Here is a 25,616-nt window from a genome sequence, read left to right on the forward strand (position 1 = left end):
GCAATGCACCGGGCGCCGCCCCAGGGGACGGCTTCTGAGCGCCGCCCGTCCTTGTGCCGGTCATGGTAGCCGCACCCCGCCTGTCGCCACACCCTGTCACCGCGATGTCACTGTGCACGTAGCAGAAACGCAGTGGGAGACCAGAAGGTTCCCCGAATCCCGGGTTTCTACACGGCTCCGGGCACAGTCAGTCAGCAACCCGGCATACCGTGCCGCCGTCCGACCGGCCCGTGGACGCGATCATTTCCGTACCACTCAATCATCCTCGGCCGCCCGACGAAACCCGCCCCTGGATCACTGCCCCCGCATCCACTGCTGCATCACGGAGAGCAGATGATCGGGATCGACGGGCTTCGTCACGTAGTCGGACGCACCCGACTCGATGGCCTTCTCCCGGTCGCCCTTCATCGCCTTCGCGGTGAGCGCGATGATCGGCAGCCCGGCGAACTGCGGCATCCTGCGGATCGCCGTCGTGGTCGCGTATCCGTCCATCTCCGGCATCATGATGTCCATCAGGACGACCGTCACGTCGTCGTGCTGCTCCAGGACCTCGATGCCCTCGCGGCCGTTCTCGGCGTACAGCACCGAAAGGCCGTGCTGCTCCAGGACGCTGGTGAGCGCGAACACGTTGCGGATGTCGTCGTCGACGATCAGCACCTTCTCGCCCTCGAAGCGGAAGACGGCACGCGCGCGCGTGGCCACCTCCTCGCCGTTCGAGCCCCAGGGCTCCGGGGCCTGCGCCTGGGCCCCCGGCAGCGCGGGCCGGGTCTCGGCCGCGGACACCGCCCTGCGGCGCCGCCTGAAGAGCGCGGCGGGCCCGTTCTGGGTCTCCTGGTACGACCTGACCTCCGCCGGTGTCTCCACGCGGGCCTCGGCCTCGTCGTCCGCACCCGCCGGCAGCGCGCCGTTCTCCATGGGCGCGGACAGCTGCGGGTAGCCCTGCGGCGGGAGTTCGCTCGGGTGCAGCGGCAGATACAGCGTGAACGTCGAGCCGCGTCCCGGCTCGCTCTGCGCGTGGATCTCGCCGCCGAGCAGCCGCGCGATCTCCCGCGAGATGGACAGACCCAGGCCCGTACCGCCGTACTTGCGGCTCGTCGTGCCGTCCGCCTGCTTGAACGCCTCGAAGATCACCCGCATCTTGCTGGCCGCGATCCCGATGCCCGTGTCGGTCACGGAGAACGCGATCAGATCGGCGTCCGCGTCCCGCAGCGAGCCCGCCTCCAGCAACTGCTCCCGGATGGCGACCGGCACCTCCGCGCCCGCGGGCCTGATGACCAGTTCGACCGCTCCGGAGTCGGTGAACTTCACCGCGTTCGACAGCAGGTTGCGCAGCACCTGGAGCAGCCGCTGCTCGTCCGTATGCAGCGTGGCCGGCAGTTCCGGCGACACCCGTACGGAGAAGTCGAGGCCCTTCTCCGCCGTCAGCGGACGGAAAGTGGCCTCTACGTAGTCGACGAGCTGGACCAGCGCGATACGCGTCGGCGACACGTCCATCTTGCCCGCCTCGACCTTCGACAGGTCGAGGATGTCGTTGATCAGCTGGAGCAGGTCGGAACCCGCCCCGTGGATCGTCTCGGCGAACTCGACCTGCTTGGGGGTGAGGTTGGAGTCCGCGTTGTCGGCGAGCAGCTTGGCGAGGATCAGCAGCGAGTTGAGCGGCGTACGCAGCTCGTGGGACATGTTGGCCAGGAACTCGCTCTTGTAGCGCATGGAGACGGCGAGTTGCTCGGCGCGCTCCTCCAGGACCTGCCGCGCCTCCTCGATCTCGGTGTTCTTGACCTCGATGTCGCGGTTCTGCTGGGCCAGCAGTTCGGCCTTCTCCTCCAGCTCGGCGTTGGACGCCTGGAGGGCCTTCTGCCGGTTCTCCAGCTCCGCCGACCGCTCCCTGAGCTGCTCGGTCAGCTCCTGCGACTGCTTGAGCAGCACCTCGGTCTTGGTGTTGACCGCGATGGTGTTGACGCTCGTCGCGATCATCTCGGCGATCTGGCTGAGGAAGTCCTTCTGGATGTGCGTGAACGAGTGGAACGACGCCAGCTCGATCACCCCGAGGACGGTCCCCTCGAAGAGCACCGGCAGCACGATGACATGCGCCGGAGGTGCCTCCCCGAGGCCGGAGGCGATCTTCAGATACCCCGGCGGCACGTTCTCCACGAGAATCGTGCGCTTCTCCTTGGCGGCCGTCCCGATCAGCGTCTCCCCGGGCCGGAACGACGTCGGCATGGAGCCCATCGAGTACCCGTACGACCCGAGCATGCGCAGTTCGTACGAGTCGTCGTTCGCGGCGCCCACGTGCTTGCCGTCGTCCAGCGGCATCGCCATGAAGAACGCGCCGTGCTGCGCCGAGACCACCGGGGTCAGCTCGCCCATGATGAGCGAGGCCACGTCGGCGAGGTCGCGGCGGCCCTGCATCAGACCGGAGATCCGGGCGAGGTTGCCCTTCAGCCAGTCCTGCTCCTTGTTGGCGATGGTGGTGTCGCGGAGGTTCGCGATCATCTTGTTGATGTAGTCCTGAAGTTCCTGGATCTCGCCGGAGGCGTCCACGTCGATCTTCAGGTTGAGGTCGCCGCGGGTCACCGCGGTCGCCACGCGCGCGATGGCACGCACCTGCCGGGTGAGGTTCCCGGCCATCTCGTTCACCGACTCGGTGAGGTCGCGCCAGGTGCCGTCGACGTCGCGTACGCGCGCCTGGCCGCCCAACTGCCCCTCGGTGCCCACCTCGCGGGCCACCCGGGTGACCTCCTCGGCGAACGACGACAGCTGGTCGACCATCGTGTTGATGGTGGTCTTCAGCTCCAGGATCTCGCCGCGCGCGTCGATGTCGATCTTCTTGGTCAGGTCGCCCTTGGCGATGGCCGTGGTGACCATCGCGATGTTGCGCACCTGTCCGGTCAGGTTGGACGCCATGCCGTTCACGGACTCCGTGAGGTCCTTCCACGTACCCGACACGCCCGGTACGCGCGCCTGGCCGCCCAGGATGCCGTCCGTGCCCACCTCGCGGGCCACCTTGGTGACCTGGTCGGCGAACGAACTCAGCGTCTTCACCATGGTGTTGAAGGTGTCGGCGAGCTGCGCGACCTCGCCGCGCGCCTCGATCGTCACCGTCCGCGTCAGGTCGCCGTTGGCGACGGCCGCCGCGACCTGGGAGATGTTCCGCACCTGCACGGTCAGGTTGTTGGCCATGAGGTTGACGTTGTCGGTGAGGTCCTTCCAGATGCCCGTGACGCCCGACGCGTGCGCCTGGCCGCCCAGGATGCCCTCGGTGCCCACCTCGCGGGCCACCCGGGTCACCTGCTCTGCGAACGACGACAGCTGGTCGACCATCGTGTTCACGGTGGTGACGAGTTCGAGGATCTCGCCCTTCGCGTCGACGGTGATCTTCTTCGACAGGTCGCCCTTGGCGACGGCGGTCGTGACCTCGGCGATGTTGCGCACCTGGATCGTCAGGTTGTTCGCCATGAAGTTCACGGACTGCGTGAGGTCCTTCCAGGTGCCGGAGACACCCTGCACCTCGGCCTGCCCGCCGAGGATGCCCTCCGTGCCCACCTCACGGGCCACCCTGGTGACCTGCTCGGCGAAGTTCGAGAGCTGGTCCACCATCGTGTTGAGGGTGTTCTTCAGCTCCAGGATCTCGCCGCGCGCGTCCACGTCGATCTTCTGCGAGAGGTCACCGCGGGCCACCGCGGTCGCGACCTGCGCGATGTTGCGCACCTGCGCGGTGAGGTTGCCGGCCATGCCGTTCACCGAGTCGGTGAGGTCGCGCCACACGCCCGCGACGCCCGGCACCTGGGCCTGTCCGCCCAGCCGGCCGTCGGTGCCCACCTCGCGGGCCACCCGGGTCACCTGCTCGGCGAAGGCGCTGAGCTGGTCGACCATGGTGTTGATCGTGTTCTTCAGTTCGAGGATCTCGCCGCGCGCGTCGACCTCGATCTTCTGCGAGAGGTCACCGCGCGCCACCGCCGTCGTCACCTGGGCGATCTGCCGCACCTGGGACGTGAGGTTGCCCGCCATGAAGTTGACGGAATCGGTGAGGTCCTTCCACGTGCCGGACACGCCGTCCACGCGCGCCTGGCCGCCCAGACGGCCCTCCGTGCCCACGTCACGCGCCATCCGCGTCACCTGGTCCGCGAAGGACGACAGCTGGTCGACCATCGTGTTCACTGTGTTCTTCAGCGCGAGCATCTCGCCGGAGACGTCCACGGTGACCTTCTGCGACAGATCGCCGTTGGCGACCGCCGTCGTCACCTGGGCGATGTTCCTCACCTGTCCGGTGAGGTTGCGGAACGCCGTGTTGACGGAGTCGGTGAGGTCCTTCCACGTACCGGCCGCGCCCGGCACCTGGGCCTGCCCGCCCAGCTCGCCCTCGACACCGATCTCCCGCGCCACCCGGGTGACCTCCGCGCCGAAGCTGGAGAGCTGGTCGACCATCGTGTTGACGGTGTTCTTGAGCTCCAGCATCTCGCCGGCGACCTCGACGCTGACCTTCTGCGACAGATCACCGTTGGCGACCGCAGTAGTTACTGCGGCGATGTCCCGCACCTGGGTGGTGAGGTTCCTGAAGACCGTGTTCACCGAATCGGTGAGGTCCTTCCACGTGCCCGCCGCGCCCGGCACGTTCGCCTGCCCGCCTAGCCGCCCCTCGCCGCCGACCTCGTTGGCGACACGTGTGACCTCGTCCGCGAACGTCCGCAGCGTCTCGGTCATCTGGTTGATCGTCTCGGCGAGCTGCGCGACCTCGCCGCGCGCGGACACGGTGACCTTCTGCGACAGGTCACCGTTGGCGACCGCCGTCGTGACCTGCGCGATCCCGCGCACCTGCGCGGTCAGGTTGCCGGCCATGAGGTTCACCGAATCGGTGAGGTCCTTCCACACGCCGGCCACGCCGGGCACCTGGGCCTGCCCGCCCAGCTCGCCCTCGGTGCCCACCTCGCGCGCTACCCGCGTCACCTCGGAGGAGAACGAGGACAGCTGGTCCACCATCGTGTTGACGGTGTTCTTCAGTTCGAGCATCTCGCCGGCCACGTGAACCGTGACCTTCCGGGACAAGTCACCCTTGGCGACCGCCGTCGTCACCAGCGCGATGTCCCGCACCTGGGCCGTCAGCCGGTACGCCATCGTGTTGACCGAGTCCGTGAGGTCCTTCCACGAACCGGACATACCGCGCACCCGGGCCTGTCCGCCCAACTTGCCCTCGGTACCGACCTCACTGGCCACCCGCGTGACCTCGTCGGTGAACGTGGACAGCTGGTCGACCAGGTTGTTGACCGTGCGTCCGACCTTCAGGAACTCGCCGCGCAGCGGATGACCGTTGCCGTCCGCGGCCTGCGCCCGCAGCTCCATACGCGGCGACAGATCGCCCTCCGCCACCGCGGACAGCACCCGGCCGACCTCGGAGACGGGCCGTACGAGATCGTCGACGAGCGCGTTGGAGGCGTCGATCGCCGCGGCCCAGGAGCCCTCGCAGGCGCCCGTCTCCAGCCGCTCCGTGAGCTTTCCCTCACGGCCGACCATGCGCCGCACCCGCGACAGCTCACCCGTCAGCTGGAGATTGCGGTCGCCCACCTCGTTGAAGACGGCCGCGATCTCGGACATCACGCCGTCGCCGGAGACGGTGAGCCTCTTACGGAAGTTGCCGTCCCGCATCGACACCAGGGCCGCCAGCAGCCTGTTCAGGGCCGCCGTGTCCACCTCTGTGGTGCCATTGCGCGGTTTGCGCTGATTACTCAGGGACTGTCCGCCTTTCGCGCGCGTCTTAGTGCCCCGCGTCGCTGCGCCAGACTCCACTGTGTCCCTCCCGCAAGGGTCGACCATTTACCGCTCGGCGTACTCGGGTACTTCTCGCTCCGCGTCCCGGAAGGCTCTCAACCTGCCCGGACCTTCCCTTGGAGCCTGCCCAGTGTTTCACCATGGCTGAACCAGGCCATAACAGTTCGGCAGCTTCGCACACGGTCCGCACACGCTCCGGACGTAAACACTGGCGACCGGCATCCGCATGGACCGCGAAGGTAAGTAACCTTGCATGCGGCTGTCCAGCCACGCCGGTCCTTCCGGCCTGGGCGGTGGCACGAGCACGAGCGGGCAGGCAGGCATCGGAGGGCACCGCACCATGACCACCGGACTGCATCCTGGGGGACCACCCCAGGATCCCCGGCCGACCGAGAACCAGCTTCTGCCCCGGCAGGGGCGGGTCGGCCACGGAACCCTGCCCGCCGACGACCGGACAAGGAGTTCTGTGATCACCGCGCGCGCGGCCGCCAGCTTCGACCCTGTCGGGCGGTCCGTCGCGACCGCTCGTTCCTTTGTCCGTGACACCCTCCAGGGCTGGGGCTTCGCCGACATCGTCGACGACGCCGTGGTCCTCACGAGCGAGCTGGTCACCAACGCCGTGGTGCACGCCGGCACGTCCGCGGACGTCCTGTGCCTGCGCAGCGACGACGGCGTACGGATCGAGGTGGCGGACCACTACCCGGAACGGGAGATTCCACTCCAGGGCAGCGCCGTCAACATGGGAAACCCGGACCGCGAGGGCGGACGCGGCCTCCAGCTCTGTGCCGCCCTGGCCGGCCGCTGGGGCGTCGAGTACACGCCCACCCGCAAACAGGTCTGGTTCCAGCTGGACCTCCCTGAGCGCGCGGTGGGCACCCGCACCGCGGGCCCGTCCCTGCCCTCCCACCTGCTCCCCCTCGCCGACGGCCGCGTCCGTGTGGCGGTCGTCCAGATCGACCGCGCCGGCGCGATCAACGCCTGGAACGAGGACGCGGAGGAACTCTTCGGCTACGCGGCGGAGCAGGTCGTCGGCAAGCCGCTGACCGATCTCGCGGCCTGGCCGCACACGCCCGGCACCAGCACCGGCATCGTCGAGGCCCTCAAGCTCTCCCGCTGGGAGGGCAGTTACGGCCTGCGCGGCGCCAACGGCCGCGTCACTCCCGTATACGCATCGCATCTGCGCGTCCGCGACACCGGCGGCGAGCCGTCCACGGTCTGCCTGCTGGTGCGCGATCACGAACGAGCGGTCCTGCAGACCCCGTTGCGCGTCTCGTCCACGGACACGACCACCAGTTCCGAGGGCCATGCCTCGGACCCCTTCGAGGTCTTCATCGGCTCACCGGCCCCGGACGACCTGGACGGCCTCCTGCAGCGCACGGTGGAGCGCGCCCGCGACATGCTCGACGGCGACTCCGCCTTCCTCCTCCTGGCGACCGACGACGAGACGGAGCTGGAGGTACGCGCCTCCACCGGGCTCCCCTCCGCCCGCCAGCGCTTCGCCCGGGTCCCTGTGGAGGCCGGTACCGGCCGTTACGGCTCGGCCCGCATGCCTGCCGTCCACGAGGACCTCACGGCCGTCCCAGGGGCCGTACCGCTCCTCAGCGGCACCGGTATGCGTTCGGTCGTCACGGTCCCCCTGAAGGTCGAGGGCAGACTCACCGGCTCGCTCGGTGTGGCGGCCGAATCACCGGCCCGCTACTCGAACGAGGAGGCCCTGCGCCTCCAGTTCGCCGCCGACCGCATCGCGCTCGCCGTGGAGTCGGCCCGCCTCGGCGAGCTGGAACGGCTGCGCCGCGGCTCGCTGTCCTTCCTCGTCGAGGCCTCGGACCTCCTCGCGGGCACGCTCGACCGCGACCAGACACTGGCCCTGATGGCCCAGATGACGGTCCCGACCCTGGCCACCTGGTGTGCCGTGTACACGATTGCCGACCAGGCCTCCGACCCCTACCTTTCGTACGTCCTGCACGAGGACGAGGAGCGCATCGACGGCCTCAAGGCGCTCCTGTCGAAGATCGCCCCGCCGGACCCGGTCCCCACACCGGGCGCCCGCGTGTGGGGAGCCCCCGCGGAGGCGGCCCACACGGCGGCCCTCCGCACCTCCATGCGCAGCCTCGGCCTGGGCGGCCAGGCCTCGGTCAGCTCCGGCATCGGTACGACGCTGGCGACGGCCGGCGCGGTCGGCGGCGAGACGGTCGTCCTGCCCCTGGTGGCCCGCAACCGCGTCATCGGCATGCTGACGCTCGGCAAGCCGACGGACGAACACTTCCGCCAGGAGATCCTGGAACTGGCCGAGGACCTGAGCCGCCGGGCCGCCCTCGCCCTGGACAACGCGCGCCTGTACTCGGAGCGCACGGCCATCAGCCAGTCCCTCCAGCGCAGCCTCCTGCCCCCGGAGCTCCCCCACATCGAGGGCGTCGAGGTCGAGGTCATCTACCGCGCGGCGGGCGAGGGCAACGAGGTCGGCGGCGACTTCTACGACCTCTTCCCCATCCGCGACGGCGCCTACGGCTTCGCCATCGGAGACGTCTGCGGTACGGGACCGGAGGCGGCCGCGGTCACCGGACTGGCCCGGCACGCACTGCGCCTGCTGGCCCGCGAGGGCTACGGCGGCCCGGCGGTCCTGGACCGCCTGAACTCCGCGATCCTCGACGAGGGCGCCCGAAGCCGCTTCCTCACCCTCCTGTACGGGGAGTTGTGGCCCCAGGAGGACGGCTCGGCGCTCCTGAAGGTGGTCTGCGCCGGCCATCCGCTCCCCCTGCGCCTGCGCCCGGACGGCACGGTGGAACCGGCCGCCGAACCACAGCCGCTCCTGGGCGTCATGGACGACCTGGAGCTGTACGAGCAGGAGGTGACGCTCGACCCGGGGGACGTCCTGCTGTGTGTGACGGACGGCGTCACCGAGCGCCGCGAGGGCACCCGCATGCTGGGCGACGACGGTCTCGCCGATGTCCTCACCACCTGCACGGGTCTGACGGCCGGTGCGGTGGCCGCCCGCATCATGCGCGCGGTGGAGCGTTTCGCGAGCGACGCCCCGTCCGACGACATGGCCATTCTGGCGATGCGCGTCCCGGGTCTGCAGAAGGACTGACGGTCTGTTCCCGGGGCCCCGCCGGCCCCGGGAAACGCGAAAGGCCCCCGCCCACAAGGGCGGAGGCCTTTTCTGTCTGAGCCCCCAAACGGAATCGAACCGTTGACCTTCTCCTTACCATGGAGACGCTCTACCGACTGAGCTATAGGGGCCTGTTGCTTTCGAAGTTTCCCCCGTGGCAACGGAATAAAGCATACCCCGAACGCCGGTGTGCTCCCAACTGCGTTCGATACCGCGTCCGTACCGCGTTCGGCAGCCCTAGAAGGCAGGCTGCAGCAGTCCGCCGAGGGCATTGCACGCGGACACGATCCGCTGCATCTCCCGCTTCGTCAGCGACGCGTCGACGGGCAGGGCCAGCGTCTCGTCGGCGGCCCGTTCGGTCTCCGGCAGGCAGACGTCCCGCCGGAACGCGGGCATCCGGTGCACCGGTGTCTTCACCGGGACCCGGCACTCGACGCCCTTGGCCCGCACGGCCCGGGCGAAGGCATCGCGGTCCGGCCGCCCGTTCCCCAACACCCGCACGACGTACTGCTGGTAGGTGTGGCCCGCACCCCGCTCCGGAGTCCGCACCCCCCGCAACCGCCCGTCGAGGTAGGTCGCGCGTGCCCTGCGCTCCTCGACCTCGGCGTACGGCGCCTCGGACTCGCCCTGTTCGAGCACGAGCAGCCCATGCCGCCGGCCGATGTCCCACAGGCGCGGCATGTCGGCGAGCCGCCCGAAGCGGTGTACGGCGACCAGGGCGGCCGTCCGCGGGCCGACAGCCGCCTCGGCCTCGGCGGAGTCGAGGCAGTACGTACTCGGATCGATGTCGACGAACACCGGCAGCGCGCCGGCCAGGAGGACGGCCTCGGCCACCTCGGCGTTCCCGAACGCCGGCACGATGACCTCGTCACCGGCTCCGACACCCGCGGCCCTGAGCATTGCAGCAGTACCCATGCACGTGATGTTGGTCGCGCAACGTGAACTCCAAGTGACGCACAACAAAAAAGAGCTGGTCCCTGAACCTAAGTTCAGGGACCAGCTCTCTTAATAATAGTTCGGCGGCGTCCTACTCTCCCACAGGGTCCCCCCTGCAGTACCATCGGCGCTGTAAGGCTTAGCTTCCGGGTTCGGAATGTAACCGGGCGTTTCCCTCACGCTATGACCACCGAAACACTATGAAACTGACAAACCGGAGCCGTGACCATGGCTACAACGGTTGTTCGTGGTTTCAGAACCAACACAGTGGACGCGAGCAACTGAGGACAAGCCCTCGGCCTATTAGTACCGGTCAGCTCCACCCCTTACAGGGCTTCCACATCCGGCCTATCAACCCAGTCGTCTACTGGGAGCCTTAACCAATCAAGTTGGTGGGAGTCCTCATCTCGAAGCAGGCTTCCCGCTTAGATGCTTTCAGCGGTTATCCCTCCCGAACGTAGCCAACCAGCCATGCCCTTGGCAGGACAACTGGCACACCAGAGGTTCGTCCGTCCCGGTCCTCTCGTACTAGGGACAGCCCTTCTCAAGACTCCTACGCGCACAGCGGATAGGGACCGAACTGTCTCACGACGTTCTAAACCCAGCTCGCGTACCGCTTTAATGGGCGAACAGCCCAACCCTTGGGACCGACTCCAGCCCCAGGATGCGACGAGCCGACATCGAGGTGCCAAACCATCCCGTCGATATGGACTCTTGGGGAAGATCAGCCTGTTATCCCCGGGGTACCTTTTATCCGTTGAGCGACGGCGCTTCCACAAGCCACCGCCGGATCACTAGTCCCGACTTTCGTCCCTGCTCGACCCGTCGGTCTCACAGTCAAGCTCCCTTGTGCACTTACACTCAACACCTGATTGCCAACCAGGCTGAGGGAACCTTTGGGCGCCTCCGTTACTCTTTAGGAGGCAACCGCCCCAGTTAAACTACCCATCAGACACTGTCCCTGATCCGGATCACGGACCCAGGTTAGACATCCAGCACGACCAGACTGGTATTTCAACGACGACTCCACCCGAGCTGGCGCTCAAGCTTCACAGTCTCCCAGCTATCCTACACAAGCCGAACCGAACACCAATATCAAACTATAGTAAAGGTCCCGGGGTCTTTCCGTCCTGCTGCGCGAAACGAGCATCTTTACTCGTAGTGCAATTTCACCGGGCCTATGGTTGAGACAGTCGAGAAGTCGTTACGCCATTCGTGCAGGTCGGAACTTACCCGACAAGGAATTTCGCTACCTTAGGATGGTTATAGTTACCACCGCCGTTTACTGGCGCTTAAGTTCTCAGCTTCGCCAGACCGAAATCTGACTAACCGGTCCCCTTAACGTTCCAGCACCGGGCAGGCGTCAGTCCGTATACATCGCCTTACGGCTTCGCACGGACCTGTGTTTTTAGTAAACAGTCGCTTCTCGCTGGTCTCTGCGGCCACCCCCAGCTCAAGCAGCAAGTGCTATCACCGGTGATGGCCCCCCTTCTCCCGAAGTTACGGGGGCATTTTGCCGAGTTCCTTAACCATAGTTCACCCGAACGCCTCGGTATTCTCTACCTGACCACCTGAGTCGGTTTAGGGTACGGGCCGCCATGAAACTCGCTAGAGGCTTTTCTCGACAGCATAGGATCATCCACTTCACCACAATCGGCTCGGCATCAGGTCTCACCCTTAATGTTGTGCGGATTTACCTACACAACGGGCTACACCCTTACCCCGGGACAACCACCGCCCGGGCTGGACTACCTTCCTGCGTCACCCCATCACTCACCTACTACAGGTCTGGTCCGTCGGCTCCACCACTTTCCATTCCCCGAAGGGTCCGGAACGGCTTCACGGACTTAGCATCGCCTGGTTCGATGTTTGACGCTTCACAGCGGGTACCGGAATATCAACCGGTTATCCATCGACTACGCCTGTCGGCCTCGCCTTAGGTCCCGACTTACCCTGGGCAGATCAGCTTGACCCAGGAACCCTTAGTCAATCGGCGCACACGTTTCTCACGTGTGTATCGCTACTCATGCCTGCATTCTCACTCGTGAACCGTCCACCACTGCCTTCCGGCGCGGCTTCACCCGGCACACGACGCTCCCCTACCCATCCATACAGGCGTTGGCCCTCATGTATGAATGACACGACTTCGGCGGTACGCTTGAGCCCCGCTACATTGTCGGCGCGGAATCACTAGACCAGTGAGCTATTACGCACTCTTTCAAGGGTGGCTGCTTCTAAGCCAACCTCCTGGTTGTCTGTGCGACTCCACATCCTTTCCCACTTAGCGTACGCTTAGGGGCCTTAGTCGATGCTCTGGGCTGTTTCCCTCTCGACCATGGAGCTTATCCCCCACAGTCTCACTGCCGCGCTCTCACTTACCGGCATTCGGAGTTTGGCTAAGGTCAGTAACCCGGTAGGGCCCATCGCCTATCCAGTGCTCTACCTCCGGCAAGAAACACACGACGCTGCACCTAAATGCATTTCGGGGAGAACCAGCTATCACGGAGTTTGATTGGCCTTTCACCCCTAACCACAGGTCATCCCCCAGGTTTTCAACCCTGGTGGGTTCGGTCCTCCACGACCTCTTACAGCCGCTTCAACCTGCCCATGGCTAGATCACTCCGCTTCGGGTCTTGAGCGCGCTACTATACCGCCCTATTCGGACTCGCTTTCGCTACGGCTTCCCCACACGGGTTAACCTCGCAACACACCGCAAACTCGCAGGCTCATTCTTCAAAAGGCACGCAGTCACGACTGTATGTGCAAGCACATACAGCGACGCTCCCACGGCTTGTAGGCACACGGTTTCAGGTACTATTTCACTCCGCTCCCGCGGTACTTTTCACCATTCCCTCACGGTACTATCCGCTATCGGTCACCAGGGAATATTTAGGCTTAGCGGGTGGTCCCGCCAGATTCACACGGGATTTCTCGGGCCCCGTGCTACTTGGGTGTCTCTCAAACGAGCCGTTGATGTTTCGACTACGGGGGTCTTACCCTCTACGCCGGACCTTTCGCATGTCCTTCGCCTACACCAACGGTTTCTGACTCGTCTCACAGCCGGCAGACTGTGAAAGAGAGATCCCACAACCCCGCATGCGCAACCCCTGCCGGGTCTCACACACATACGGTTTGGCCTCATCCGGTTTCGCTCGCCACTACTCCCGGAATCACGGTTGTTTTCTCTTCCTGCGGGTACTGAGATGTTTCACTTCCCCGCGTTCCCTCCACACACCCTATGTGTTCAGATGTGGGTGACAGCCCATGACGACTGCCGGGTTTCCCCATTCGGAAACCCCCGGATCAAAGCCTGGTTGACGGCTCCCCGGGGACTATCGTGGCCTCCCACGTCCTTCATCGGTTCCTGGTACCAAGGCATCCACCGTGCGCCCTTAAAAACTTGGCCACAGATGCTCGCGTCCACTGTGCAGTTCTCAAACAACGACCAACCACCCATCACCCCACCCTTCCGGGCGAGTGCACTGGGGCCGGCACTGAAGATCCAGACACAAGGTCCGTACCCTCAGACACCCAACAGCGTGCCCGACACCCTCGCCCCTAAGGTCTGCTTTCCACGCCCCGAAGGACAGTACTTGCAGCCTGTAGAAGGCCGAGTGTGCCGAATAATCAACGTTCCACCCTTGAGCAACCACCGTCGAACGTGTGCCGACGTAATGGCCCTGGACCACCAAGCAAGCTTGGCGGCCTAGATGCTCCTTAGAAAGGAGGTGATCCAGCCGCACCTTCCGGTACGGCTACCTTGTTACGACTTCGTCCCAATCGCCAGTCCCACCTTCGACAGCTCCCTCCCACAAGGGGTTGGGCCACCGGCTTCGGGTGTTACCGACTTTCGTGACGTGACGGGCGGTGTGTACAAGGCCCGGGAACGTATTCACCGCAGCAATGCTGATCTGCGATTACTAGCAACTCCGACTTCATGGGGTCGAGTTGCAGACCCCAATCCGAACTGAGACAGGCTTTTTGAGATTCGCTCCACCTTGCGGTATCGCAGCTCATTGTACCTGCCATTGTAGCACGTGTGCAGCCCAAGACATAAGGGGCATGATGACTTGACGTCGTCCCCACCTTCCTCCGAGTTGACCCCGGCAGTCTCCTGTGAGTCCCCATCACCCCGAAGGGCATGCTGGCAACACAGAACAAGGGTTGCGCTCGTTGCGGGACTTAACCCAACATCTCACGACACGAGCTGACGACAGCCATGCACCACCTGTCACCCGACCACAAGGGGGGCACCATCTCTGATGCTTTCCGGGCGATGTCAAGCCTTGGTAAGGTTCTTCGCGTTGCGTCGAATTAAGCCACATGCTCCGCTGCTTGTGCGGGCCCCCGTCAATTCCTTTGAGTTTTAGCCTTGCGGCCGTACTCCCCAGGCGGGGAACTTAATGCGTTAGCTGCGGCACCGACGACGTGGAATGTCGCCAACACCTAGTTCCCACCGTTTACGGCGTGGACTACCAGGGTATCTAATCCTGTTCGCTCCCCACGCTTTCGCTCCTCAGCGTCAGTAATGGCCCAGAGATCCGCCTTCGCCACCGGTGTTCCTCCTGATATCTGCGCATTTCACCGCTACACCAGGAATTCCGATCTCCCCTACCACACTCTAGTCTGCCCGTATCGAATGCAGACCCGGGGTTAAGCCCCGGGCTTTCACATCCGACGCGACAGACCGCCTACGAGCTCTTTACGCCCAATAATTCCGGACAACGCTTGCGCCCTACGTATTACCGCGGCTGCTGGCACGTAGTTAGCCGGCGCTTCTTCTGCAGGTACCGTCACTTTCGCTTCTTCCCTGCTGAAAGAGGTTTACAACCCGAAGGCCGTCATCCCTCACGCGGCGTCGCTGCATCAGGCTTTCGCCCATTGTGCAATATTCCCCACTGCTGCCTCCCGTAGGAGTCTGGGCCGTGTCTCAGTCCCAGTGTGGCCGGTCGCCCTCTCAGGCCGGCTACCCGTCGTCGCCTTGGTGAGCCACTACCTCACCAACAAGCTGATAGGCCGCGGGCTCATCCTTCACCGCCGGAGCTTTCAACCCCCACCCATGCGAGTAGGAGTGTCATCCGGTATTAGACCCCGTTTCCAGGGCTTGTCCCAGAGTGAAGGGCAGATTGCCCACGTGTTACTCACCCGTTCGCCACTAATCCCCACCGAAGTGGTTCATCGTTCGACTTGCATGTGTTAAGCACGCCGCCAGCGTTCGTCCTGAGCCAGGATCAAACTCTCCGTGAATGTTTTCCCGTAATCGGGACCACATCATGAGAGCGGAACGACCAACCGGAATAAGGAAGGCCGTTCACAGCGTCCTCGCTGATGCGCCTACCGTGCTTGCGCCCGGCAGGACTTTTTCAAAGGAACCTCCACCCACCACCATGCGGTGATGGACGGGGTATCAACATATCTGGCGTTGATTTTTGGCACGCTGTTGAGTTCTCAAGGAACGGACGCTTCCTTTGTACTCACCCTCTCGGGCTTTCCTCCGGGCGCTTCCCTTCGGTCTTGCTGTGTTCTTGTCTCGCTGTCTTGCGTTTCCGACTCTATCAGACCGTTTCCGGTTCCGATTTCCTCGGTGCTTTCCAGGTTTTCGCTTTCGCGTTTTCCTTTCCGGCGATCCCGACTTTATCAGAAGTTCTGAGTCGGAATTCCCGCCCCCTGCGGGGAGGCCCGGACACCAAGTTGTGTCGGGTTCCCGTTCAGGCGGAGCCGTAAACGTACTGGAGCGGAGCGCCCCGATGCAAATCGAGGTGCCCCGCTCCGGGTGTACGTGCTACGAGGTGGCTCAGACCTCGACGACGACCGGCAGGATCATCGGCCGGCGGCGGTAGGTGTCCGAGACCCACTTGCCCAGCGTGCGGCGGATGAGCTGCTGCATCTGGTGCGCTTCGACGACGCCGTCCTGGGCCGACCTCTCCAGGACCTCGACGACCTTCGGGAGGACGGCGCTGAAGGCGGAGTCCTCGATGCCCGAGCCGCGGGCCTGGATGTGCGGCCCTCCGGTGATCTTGCCCGTGCTGGTGTCCAGCACCACGAAGACCGAGATGATCCCCTCGTCGCCGAGGATCTTGCGGTCCTTGAGCGTGGGCTCGCCGACATCGCCGACCGAGAGGCCGTCGACGTACACGTACCCCGCCTGGACCTTGCCGGAGATTCTGGCCTTGCCCTCGATGAGGTCGACGACCACGCCGTCCTCGGCGATCACGATGCGGTCGTGCGGGACGCCGGTGAGAGCGCCCAGCTCGGCGTTGGCGCGCAGGTGCCGCCATTCACCGTGGACCGGCATGAGGTTGCGTGGCTTGCAGATGTTGTAGAAGTACAGGAGCTCGCCGGCGGAGGCGTGACCGGAGACGTGCACCTTGGCGTTGCCCTTGTGGACGACGTTGGCGCCCCAGCGGGTCAGGCCGTTGATGACGCGGTAGACCGCGTTCTCGTTGCCCGGGATGAGGGACGACGCCAGGATCACGGTGTCGCCCTGGACGATCCGGATCTGGTGGTCCCTGTTGGCCATCCGCGACAGGGCCGCCATCGGCTCGCCCTGGGAGCCGGTGCAGACGAGGACGATCTCGTGTTCCGGGAGGTCGTCCAGTGTCTTGACGTCCACCACGAGGCCCGGCGGGACCTTCAGATAGCCGAGGTCGCGCGCGATGCCCATGTTGCGGACCATCGAGCGGCCGACGAAGGCGACCCGGCGGCCGTACTCGTGGGCGGCGTCGAGGATCTGCTGGATGCGGTGCACATGGCTGGCGAAGCTGGCCACGATGATGCGCTTGCTGGCACCCGCGAAGACCTGGCGCAGCACGTTCGAGATGTCGCGCTCGGGCGGGACGAAGCCCGGGACCTCGGCGTTCGTGGAGTCCGAGAGGAGGAGGTCGATGCCTTCCTCGCTCAGCCGCGCGAAGGCGTGCAGGTCCGTGAGGCGGCCGTCCAGCGGGAGCTGGTCCATCTTGAAGTCGCCGGTGTGGACGACCATGCCCGCGGGGGTGCGGATCGCGACCGCGAGGGCGTCCGGGATGGAGTGGTTGACCGCGACGAACTCGCACTCGAAGGGGCCGATCCGCTCCCGGTGGCCCTCCGCGACCTCAAGCGTGTACGGGCGGATGCGGTGCTCCTGGAGCTTCGCCTCGATGAGAGCGAGGGTCAGCTTGGAGCCGATGAGCGGGATGTCCGGCTTCTCGCGGAGGAGAAAGGGGACGCCGCCGATGTGATCCTCGTGGCCGTGTGTGAGGACGATGCCCTCGATGTCGTCGAGGCGATCCCTGATCGAACTGAAGTCCGGAAGGATCAGGTCGATCCCGGGCTGCTCCTCCTCGGGGAAGAGCACGCCGCAGTCGACGATCAGAAGGCGGCCGTCGTACTCGAAGACCGTCATGTTTCGGCCGATTTCACCGAGGCCACCGAGCGGGGTGACGCGGAGGCCCCCTTGGGGAAGCTTCGGCGGCAGACGGAGTTCCGGATGCGGATGACTCAAAAGACTCTCCTCACCACACGCGCCACGTACCTGGCAGGGCACGTGGCGCGCATGACGTTCGTGCAGTAGCAGTTGTCTGGTGGAGCAGGCTCTCGGCCTGCTTGGTGGTGCGTATTCAGTTGTGAAGTCTGTGGTTAGAGCTGTACCCCGCCGGCGGCAAGATCGATCTTGAGTTGCGCGGTCTCCTCGGGCGACAGGCCGACCATGGGCAGGCGCAGCGGTCCGGCGGGCAGGCCCTGGAGGGCGAGTGCGGCCTTGCTGGTCATGACGCCCTGGGTCCGGAACATCCCGGTGAAGACGGGGAGCAGCTTCTGGTGGATCTCGGTCGCCTTCTGCACGTCGCCGCTCGTGTACGCGTCGAGCATGGCCCGCAGCTCGGGGGTGACCATGTGGCCGACCACGGAGACGAAGCCGACCGCGCCCACGGAGAGCAGCGGCAGGTTCAGCATGTCGTCGCCCGAGTACCAGGCGAGGTCGCAGCTGGCGATGGCCCAGCTGGCGCGGCCGAGGTCGCCCTTGGCGTCCTTGTTGGCGACGATACGCGGGTGCTCGGCGAGGCGCACCAGGGTCTCGGTGTTGATCGGGACACCACTGCGGCCGGGGATGTCGTAGAGCATGACCGGCAGGCCGGTGGCGTCGGCGATCGCGGTGAAGTTCTGGTACAGGCCCTCTTGTGGGGGCTTGTTGTAGTACGGCGTCACGGTGAGCAGGCCGTGCGCGCCCGCCTTCTCGGCGTCGCGGGCCAGCTCGATGCTGTGGCGCGTGTCGTTCGTGCCGACGCCCGCGACGACGTGGGCGCGATCGCCGACGGCCTCCAGTACGGCTCGTACGAGAGCTGCTTTCTCCGCGTTGCTGGTGGTCGGGGACTCGCCCGTGGTGCCGTTGACGATCAGGCCGTCGTTGCCTGCGTCGACCAGGTGGGTGGCGAGCCGCTGCGCGCCGTCGAGATCGAGTGCGCCGTCCGCCGCGAAGGGCGTGACCATGGCAGTGAGGACCCGCCCGAAGGGGGTCTGCGGAGTGGAGGTCGGAGCCATGGGTAACACGCTACTCGCTACTCACCGTGCGGTCTGCCCTCGGGGAAGGCGACAAGTCAGGACAAAAGTGGAACCCGGCACTGCCTGCTCGGGGGTTCAAGCAGTGCCGGGTCCGTTTGATCAGGCTAGATGAACTTCTCGAAATGCCGCAATACGGACACTTCGCCTGGGCGACCCGTACAGATGTGCCCGATGGCGTGTCCGACGGGGCGATCGGGGTGCGTTACGGCGCCACGCGCCCGTTCGTGTTGAAGGCCGCGTACGTGAGGGGCATGAGCCGGGCCCACTCCGCCTCCATCTTCTCGCCGACCATCTCGATCTCCCGCTGCGGGAAGGACGGGACCCTGGCCAGCTCGTGCTGGGTGCGCAGGCCGAGGAAGTGCATCAGCGAGCGGGCGTTGCACGTCGCGTACATCGAGGAGAACAGGCCCACCGGGAGGACGGCGCGGGCGACCTCGCGGGCCACGCCGGCGGCGAGCATCTCCTGGTACGCCTCGTACGCCTGGCGGTACGAGTCCTCCATGACGCGGCCCGTGAGCTCCTGCTGGGCCTCGGTGCCCTCCACGAAGACGTACTTGCCGGGGCGGCCCTCCTGGACCAGCTTGCGGGACGCGCCCGGGACGTAGAAGACCGGCTCCAGCTCCCTGTAGCGACCCGATTCCTCGTTGTACGACCAGCCCACGCGGTGCCGCATGAACTCGCGGAAGACGAAGATCGGGGCGCTGATGAGGAAGGTCATCGAGTTGTGCTCGAAGGGGCTGCCGTGCCGGTCCCGCATCAGGTAGTTGATCAGGCCCTTCGAGCGCTCCGGGTCCTTCTGCAGCTCGCCCAGGGACTGCTCCCCGAGGGTCGAGACGCGGGCGGCGAACAGCACGTCGGAGTCGGAAGCGGTGTGCTTGACCAGCTCGACGGTGACATCGCTGCGGAAGCTGGGCTTGAGGTCGTCGGCGGGGGTGTCGGTCACGGCGTGGAGGGTCCTTCCCAGTACTGGCTCGGGCGGCGCCCACTCTACGGCCAGGCACTGACAACGGGACGTTCGGTGCCGTGCCACGACATAGGTCGGCGAACTTCTGCGAATCCGGTGAAAGATGGCACCTTTTGGGGCACTCGCTCGTCTGTATTGATGACAACGATCCGTTCGAATCCGCGGAGGACGAGCCCCGGAGGATTCGAGTCCTCAGAGGAGAAGCGCACCCCATGTTCCGTCGGCGCGAGCCAGTACCGTTCGCCTTCATCGCCGAAGCCGACCAGTTCCGCAGCAATGTCGCTCCCCCGCCACGTCAGCGTGCCTCCGCCTCGGAGCTGGTCGGCCGATGGCTCATAGGCCTGACCGTCGTCGCGGGCCTCGCGGGCTCCCTGCTCATAGGCCTGCCCGCCCTCTCTGCCGACGTCTCCCCCGCGCACACGCAGCAGTCCGACGCGTCCTCGCGCCGCTGACCCTTCCCCACGGGCCACGTGGCCGGGCAGCACCCTCATGGACCCCCGCGGGTGGTGGCCGGAGATCGGGCTAGGTAGCCTCACCGGGCATAGTCCATGCGTGGATTGAGTGAGGATCAGTCGTGCCCCTGCCCTTTCTGACCGCCGATCGCGCTTTCGAAGAGGCCGGCGAGGACCTCGCGCTGCCGTTCGACGACCGCGACCAGTGGCGGCGTCCCTACCGGCCCGGCCCGTGGCGGGTCGGCGCGGCCGCGCTCCTGCTGCTGCTCGCCTCGTACGTGCTGTTCGCGGCGGTCATCATCTCCGTGGCCGGTAACGCGTCCGGGGGCGCGGTGTGCCTGGGCCTCGCCGCGGTGGTCATCGCGGGTGCCCTGCGGCTACTGCGGATGGGCGCGTGGGTGAGCGCCACCGGACTGCGCCGGGTGCGTTTCCTGCAGACGACCACGACACCGTGGGCGCATGTCATGGTCGTACGGACCGTGCAGCAGCCGGTGCGCTGGCTCGGGCTCCCGCGGACCGTACAGGGGCAGGCGCTCGTCCTCGTCCGTGGCGGCCACTCCGGCAATGAGACGACTCCCCTACTGACCACGCACAACGCGGACTTCCTGGGACGCCCCGAGGCCTTCGACCGGGCCGCGGACAGCGTCGAGGTCTGGGCGGACGAGTACCGGCCGCACGCGTAGACGGTGTGACGACGAAGGGGCCGGCCCGCTGATGCGGGCCGGCCCCTTCGTCGTGTCGTCGCTCAGGCCTCAGGCCCGTACGGGCTTGCCGTCGTGGAGGGCGATCGCGTGCTGCATCGCCTTGCGGGCCCGTGGGGTGTCACGGGCGTCGTGGTAGGCGATCGCCAGACGGAACCAGCTGCGCCAGTCGTCGGGAGCCTCCTCCGTCTCGGCCTTGCGCCGGGCGAAGACCTCGTCGGCGGAGTCCCGGTCGATACGGCCGGCCGGGGTACGCGCCAGCTCGTCGACGGGCAGCCCGCCCTCGGCGTCCAGCTCGGTGGCGAGCCGGTTGGCCCGCTTCACGAACTGGGTGTTCTTCCAGAGGAACCAGACGCCGATCACCGGCAGGACGAGGACGGCGACACCGAAGGCGACGGTGAGCAGGGTGCCGTGCTGGATGAGCATCACCCCGCGGCTGCCGACCAGGACGAAGTAGACGACCAGGACGGCGGCCGTGACGGCGTACGTGATTTTCGCGGCCATGGCGGTTACTTCAGATCCAGGAAGTGTTCCAGGCCGAAGGTGAGGCCCGGGGTGTCCACGACACGGCGTACGCCGAGCAGGATGCCCGGCATGAAGCTGCTGTGGTGGAGGGAGTCGTGGCGGATCGTGAGGGTCTCGCCCTCGCCGCCGAGCAGTACTTCCTGGTGGGCCAGCAGACCGCGCAGCCGCACCGAGTGCACCGGGACGCCGTCGACGTCCGCGCCGCGGGCGCCGTCCAGGCCCGTCGCCGTGGCGTCGGGCTGCGGGGCGCTGCCCGCCTTCTGCCGGGCGGCGGCGATGAGCTGGGCGGTGCGGGAGGCGGTGCCGCTGGGGGCGTCCACCTTCTTCGGGTGGTGCAGTTCGATGACCTCGACGGACTCGAAGTACGGTGCGGCCACCTCCGCGAACTTCATGGTGAGGACCGCGCCGATGGAGAAGTTCGGGGCGATGAGCACACCCGTCCCCGGTGCGGCGGCCAGCGAGGCGGTCAGCTGTGCGAGGCGCTCGTCGGTCCAGCCCGTCGTACCGACCACGGCGTGGATGCCGTGGCGGACGCAGAAGTCGAGGTTGTCCATCACCGAGTCGGGGGTGGTCAGTTCGACGACGACCTGGGCGCCGGTGTCGGTGAGGGCGTCCAGGGAGTCCCCGCGCCCGAGGGCGGCCACCAGCTCCAGGTCCTCGGCGGCCTCGACGGCACGGACCGCCTCCGATCCGATACGCCCCTTGGCGCCGAGGACCGCCACGCGCAGCTTGCTCATGTTCTTGATTCCTTAGTCGATGGCGTACGCCGACGTGTGCCGCTCTACGCGACGGCTTCGTGCAAACGGGACGCCTGCTTGTCCTTCAGCGGGCCGATGACCGACAGCGAGGGCCGCTGTCCCAGGATCTCGGCGGCGACCTCCCGGACGTCGTCCGGGGTGACCGACGCGATCCGGGTCAGCATGTCGTCGACGGACATCTGCTCGCCCCAGCACAGCTCGCTCTTGCCGATACGGTTCATCAGCGCGCCCGTGTCCTCCAGCCCGAGGACCGTGGAGCCGCGGAGCTGGCCGATGGCCCGGCCGATCTCGTCGTCGGACAGGCCGTGCTCGGCGACCTGGTCGAGTTCGTCGCGGCAGATCTTCAGCACGTCGTGGACCTGGCTCGGACGGCAGCCCGCGTACACGCCGAAGAGGCCGCAGTCGGCGAAGCCCGAGGTGTACGAGTACACGCTGTACGCGAGCCCCCGCTTCTCCCGGACCTCCTGGAAGAGGCGGGAGGACATGCCGCCGCCCAGTGCGGTGTTCAGGACGCCGAGCGCCCAGCGGCGCTCGTCGGTGCGGGCCAGGCCCGGCATGCCGAGGACGACGTGCGCCTGCTCGGTCTTGCGGCCGAGGAGTTCGACGCGTCCGGCGGTGCGGATGGTGCGGGAGCCGTCGCGCGGGGCGATCGGGGTGGCGGCCTGCTGCTTGAGCGCGCCCGCCTTCTCGAAGGCGGCACGGACCTGGCGTACGACCTTGTTGTGGTCGACGTTGCCCGCGGCCGCGACCACGAGGTGGGTCGGGTCGTAGTGCTTCTTGTAGAAGCGCCGGATGCGGTCCGCGGTGAGGGCGTTGACCGTGTCGACCGTGCCGAGGACCGGACGGCCGAGCGGGGTGTCGCCGAGCATGGTGTGCGCGAACAGGTCGTGCACGCAGTCGCCCGGGTCGTCCTCGGTCATCGCGATCTCTTCGAGGATCGCGCCGCGCTCGACGTTCACGTCGTCCTCGCGGATCAGCGAGCCGGTGAGCATGTCGCAGACCACGTCGATGGCGAGCGGCAGATCGGTGTCGAGCACGCGTGCGTAGTAGCACGTGTACTCCTTCGCCGTGAACGCGTTCATCTCGCCGCCGACCGCGTCGATCGCGGAGGAGATGTCCAGGGCGCTGCGCTTGTCGGTGCCCTTGAAGAGGAGGTGTTCGAGATAGTGCGTGGCGCCGTTCAGAGCCGGCGTCTCGTCGCGCGAGCCGACGTGCGCCCAGATGCCGAAGGTGGCGGAGCGCACGGAGGGCAGGGTCTCGGTGACGACGCGCAGGCCCCCGGGGAGGGTGGTCTTGCGGACCGTACCGATGCCGTTCTCGCCCTTGATCAGGGTTTGGGTACGGGCGACGGCCCGCGCCTCCGAGGAGGTGCGGGCCGTCGCCGTGGAGCTGCTCGACGTCACTTGTCGGTGTCGTCCTTCTTCTCGTCGTCGCCTTCGCCCTCGATCACGGGGATGAGGGAGAGCTTGCCGCGGGAGTCGATCTCGGCGATCTCGACCTGGACCTTGGAGCCCACGCCGACGACGTCCTCGACGTTCTCCACGCGCTTGCCGCCGGCGAGCTTGCGGATCTGCGAGATGTGCAGCAGTCCGTCCTTGCCCGGGAGCAGCGACACGAACGCACCAAAGGTCGTCGTCTTCACGACGGTGCCCAGGTAGCGCTCGCCGACCTCCGGCATGGTCGGGTTGGCGATCGAGTTGATCGTGGCGCGCGCGGCCTCGGCCTGCGAGCCCTGCTGGGCACCGATGTAGATGGTGCCGTCGTCCTCGATCGTGATGTCGGCGCCGGTGTCCTCCTGGATCTGGTTGATCATCTTGCCCTTCGGGCCGATGACCTCACCGATCTTGTCCACGGGGATCTTGACCGTGATGATCCGCGGGGCGTTCGGGGACATCTCGTCCGGCGTGTCGATCGCTTCCATCATCACGTCGAGGATGTGGAGGCGGGCGTCACGGGCCTGCTTGAGGGCCGCGGCCAGGACGGAGGCCGGGATGCCGTCCAGCTTGGTGTCCAGCTGGAGGGCGGTCACGAACTCCTTGGTGCCGGCGACCTTGAAGTCCATGTCGCCGAAGGCGTCCTCCGCACCGAGGATGTCGGTGAGGGCGACGTAGTGCGTCTCGCCGTTGATCTCCTGGGAGATCAGACCCATGGCGATACCGGCGACGGGGGCCTTGAGGGGCACACCGGCGTTCAGCAGGGACATGGTGGAGGCACAGACCGAGCCCATGGACGTCGAGCCGTTGGAGCCGAGGGCCTCGGACACCTGACGGATCGCGTAGGGGAACTCCTCGCGCGTCGGCAGGACCGGCACGATGGCGCGCTCGGCGAGCGCTCCGTGGCCGATCTCGCGGCGCTTCGGGGAGCCGACGCGGCCGGTCTCGCCGACGGAGTACGGCGGGAAGTTGTAGTTGTGCATGTACCGCTTGCGGGTCACCGGGGAAAGGGTGTCCAGCTGCTGCTCCATCCGGAGCATGTTCAGGGTGGTGACGCCCAGGATCTGGGTCTCGCCACGCTCGAACAGGGCGGAGCCGTGCACGCGCGGGATGGCCTCGACCTCGGCGGCGAGCGTACGGATGTCCGTGACGCCGCGGCCGTCGATGCGGACCTTGTCCTTGATGACGCGCTCACGGACCAGGGCCTTGGTGAGCGAGCGGTACGCGGCGGAGATCTCCTTCTCGCGGCCCTCGAACTGCGGGAGCAGCTTCTCGGCGGCGATCTCCTTGACGCGGTCCAGCTCGGCCTCGCGGTCCTGCTTGCCGGCGATGGTGAGCGCCTGGGACAGCTCGCTCCTCACCGCGGCGGTCAGGGCCTCCAGGACGTCGTCCTGGTGGTCGAGGAAGACCGGGAACTCGCCGGTCGGCTTGGCGGCCTTCGCGGCGAGGTCGGCCTGGGCCTTGCAGAGCACCTTGATGAAGGGCTTCGCGGCGTCCAGACCGGCGGCGACGACCTCCTCGGTGGGCGCCTCGGCGCCGCCCGCGACGAGCGTGATGGTCTTCTCGGTGGCCTCGGCCTCGACCATCATGATCGCGACGTCGCCGTCCTCCAGGACGCGACCGGCGACGACCATGTCGAAGACGGCGTCCTCAAGCTCGGTGTGCGTCGGGAACGCGACCCACTGGCCGCTGATCAGCGCGACGCGGACGCCGCCGATCGGGCCGGAGAAGGGCAGACCGGCCAGCTGGGTGGACGCGGAGGCGGCGTTGATCGCCACGACGTCGTACAGGTGGTCGGGGTTGAGCGCCATGATCGTGGCGACGACCTGGATCTCGTTGCGCAGGCCCTTCTTGAAGGACGGGCGCAGCGGGCGGTCGATGAGGCGGCAGGTGAGGATCGCGTCCTCGGAGGGCCGGCCCTCGCGGCGGAAGAAGCTGCCGGGGATCTTGCCGGCCGCGTACATCCGCTCCTCGACGTCCACCGTGAGGGGGAAGAAGTCGAGGTTGTCCTTGGGCTTCTTGGAGGCGGTGGTGGCCGACAGCACCATGGTGTCGTCGTCCAGGTACGCCACGGCGGAGCCGGCGGCCTGCTTGGCGAGGCGGCCCGTCTCGAAGCGGATGGTGCGGGTGCCGAAGGTTCCGTTGTCGATAACGGCCTCGGCGTAGTGGGTCTCGTTCTCCACTAGCGTTTTCTCCGATACTTTTCGTCTTTCGTCCCGGCCTGCCCGTGTGGCAGGGGGACGCTTCTGCGGAGAAGCGCGCCTTCTTGTGCGGGCCGGTCTTCGATCGAAGCTCCCGGGGTTCGCATTCTCCCGGGGGCCACTACCGAGGACCGGCGGCGGCGAGGTGCGCTTTTCCTCGTGTCCTGCGTGTGGTGCATGTCGTACGTGTGGTGTGTCCCGTACGCCGTGTGGTGCGGCGTGGCGGCCGTGCGTCGCTG

At 66.5% G+C, this 25,616-nt stretch carries 12 protein-coding genes, 1 tRNA gene and 3 rRNA genes; 3 read left to right on the plus strand and 13 right to left on the minus strand.

Annotated elements, in window-relative coordinates; all coding sequences use genetic code 11:
• Nucleotides 1-294 precede the first annotated feature (294 nt).
• A complete protein-coding gene (locus J8N05_RS33190) occupies nucleotides 295-5,781 on the minus strand; it encodes a HAMP domain-containing protein (RefSeq protein WP_210889324.1) in 5,487 nt (1,828 codons plus the stop codon).
• A 322-nt stretch (nucleotides 5,782-6,103) separates the two neighbouring features.
• Between J8N05_RS33190 and J8N05_RS33195 the strand changes: the two genes are divergently transcribed.
• On the plus strand, nucleotides 6,104-8,851 hold the full coding sequence (locus J8N05_RS33195) for a SpoIIE family protein phosphatase (protein WP_210890545.1): 2,748 nt from the start codon (nucleotides 6,104-6,106) through the stop codon (nucleotides 8,849-8,851).
• A gap of 79 nt (nucleotides 8,852-8,930) precedes the next feature.
• On the opposite strand, the gene J8N05_RS33200 is transcribed toward J8N05_RS33195, so the two are convergent.
• The 8 genes from J8N05_RS33200 to thyX all read right to left on the minus strand — a co-directional run bounded on the left by J8N05_RS33200 (nucleotide 8,931) and on the right by thyX (nucleotide 19,286).
• Nucleotides 8,931-9,003: transfer RNA gene (locus tag J8N05_RS33200), tRNA-Thr, on the minus strand.
• Nucleotides 9,004-9,109: 106 nt separating this feature from the next.
• Nucleotides 9,110-9,772: a DegT/DnrJ/EryC1/StrS family aminotransferase gene (locus J8N05_RS33205; RefSeq protein ID WP_247706804.1), complete on the minus strand. Its 663-nt coding sequence runs from the start codon at nucleotides 9,770-9,772 to the stop codon at nucleotides 9,110-9,112.
• 114 nt (nucleotides 9,773-9,886) lie between these two features.
• Nucleotides 9,887-10,003: ribosomal RNA gene (gene rrf, locus J8N05_RS33210) — 5S ribosomal RNA — on the minus strand.
• Between the two features lie 88 nt (nucleotides 10,004-10,091).
• Nucleotides 10,092-13,214, minus strand: a 23S ribosomal RNA gene (locus J8N05_RS33215).
• Between the two features lie 315 nt (nucleotides 13,215-13,529).
• Nucleotides 13,530-15,055, minus strand: a 16S ribosomal RNA gene (locus J8N05_RS33220).
• Together the 16S, 23S and 5S rRNA genes form the textbook arrangement of a ribosomal RNA operon.
• A gap of 547 nt (nucleotides 15,056-15,602) precedes the next feature.
• Nucleotides 15,603-17,288, minus strand: coding sequence for a ribonuclease J (locus tag J8N05_RS33225; protein ID WP_210889328.1), 1,686 nt, complete (start codon nucleotides 17,286-17,288; stop codon nucleotides 15,603-15,605).
• Nucleotides 17,289-17,422: 134 nt separating this feature from the next.
• Complete coding sequence (gene dapA, locus J8N05_RS33230) at nucleotides 17,423-18,322, minus strand: 4-hydroxy-tetrahydrodipicolinate synthase (RefSeq protein ID WP_210889329.1); 900 nt, start codon at nucleotides 18,320-18,322, stop codon at nucleotides 17,423-17,425.
• 223 nt (nucleotides 18,323-18,545) lie between these two features.
• A complete protein-coding gene (gene thyX, locus J8N05_RS33235; RefSeq protein ID WP_210889331.1) occupies nucleotides 18,546-19,286 on the minus strand; it encodes an FAD-dependent thymidylate synthase in 741 nt (246 codons plus the stop codon).
• A 233-nt stretch (nucleotides 19,287-19,519) separates the two neighbouring features.
• Between thyX and J8N05_RS33240 the strand changes: the two genes are divergently transcribed.
• Nucleotides 19,520-19,759 (plus strand): hypothetical protein, encoded by a 240-nt coding sequence (locus J8N05_RS33240; protein ID WP_210889333.1) that lies wholly within the window; start codon nucleotides 19,520-19,522, stop codon nucleotides 19,757-19,759.
• Nucleotides 19,760-19,881: 122 nt separating this feature from the next.
• Nucleotides 19,882-20,442, plus strand: coding sequence for a hypothetical protein (locus tag J8N05_RS33245; protein WP_210889335.1), 561 nt, complete (start codon nucleotides 19,882-19,884; stop codon nucleotides 20,440-20,442).
• A gap of 69 nt (nucleotides 20,443-20,511) precedes the next feature.
• On the opposite strand, the gene J8N05_RS33250 is transcribed toward J8N05_RS33245, so the two are convergent.
• From J8N05_RS33250 to J8N05_RS33265, 4 genes are read right to left on the minus strand one after another with little or no spacing between them, the layout of a single operon-like run.
• Entirely contained in the window at nucleotides 20,512-20,964 is a 453-nt protein-coding gene (locus J8N05_RS33250; protein WP_210889337.1) for a tetratricopeptide repeat protein, read from the minus strand.
• Between the two features lie 5 nt (nucleotides 20,965-20,969).
• A complete protein-coding gene (gene dapB, locus J8N05_RS33255; protein WP_210889339.1) occupies nucleotides 20,970-21,722 on the minus strand; it encodes a 4-hydroxy-tetrahydrodipicolinate reductase in 753 nt (250 codons plus the stop codon).
• A gap of 44 nt (nucleotides 21,723-21,766) precedes the next feature.
• Nucleotides 21,767-23,146 carry a M16 family metallopeptidase gene (locus tag J8N05_RS33260; protein WP_210889341.1) on the minus strand — a complete coding sequence of 460 codons (1,380 nt, stop codon included), beginning with the start codon at nucleotides 23,144-23,146 and terminating at the stop codon, nucleotides 21,767-21,769.
• A complete protein-coding gene (locus J8N05_RS33265; RefSeq protein WP_210889343.1) occupies nucleotides 23,143-25,359 on the minus strand; it encodes a polyribonucleotide nucleotidyltransferase in 2,217 nt (738 codons plus the stop codon). The genes J8N05_RS33260 and J8N05_RS33265 overlap by 4 nt, the downstream gene beginning before the upstream one ends.
• Nucleotides 25,360-25,616 lie beyond the last annotated feature (257 nt).

The sequence above is a fragment of the Streptomyces liliiviolaceus genome, from assembly GCF_018070025.1.
GTDB lineage: Bacteria > Actinomycetota > Actinomycetes > Streptomycetales > Streptomycetaceae > Streptomyces > Streptomyces liliiviolaceus.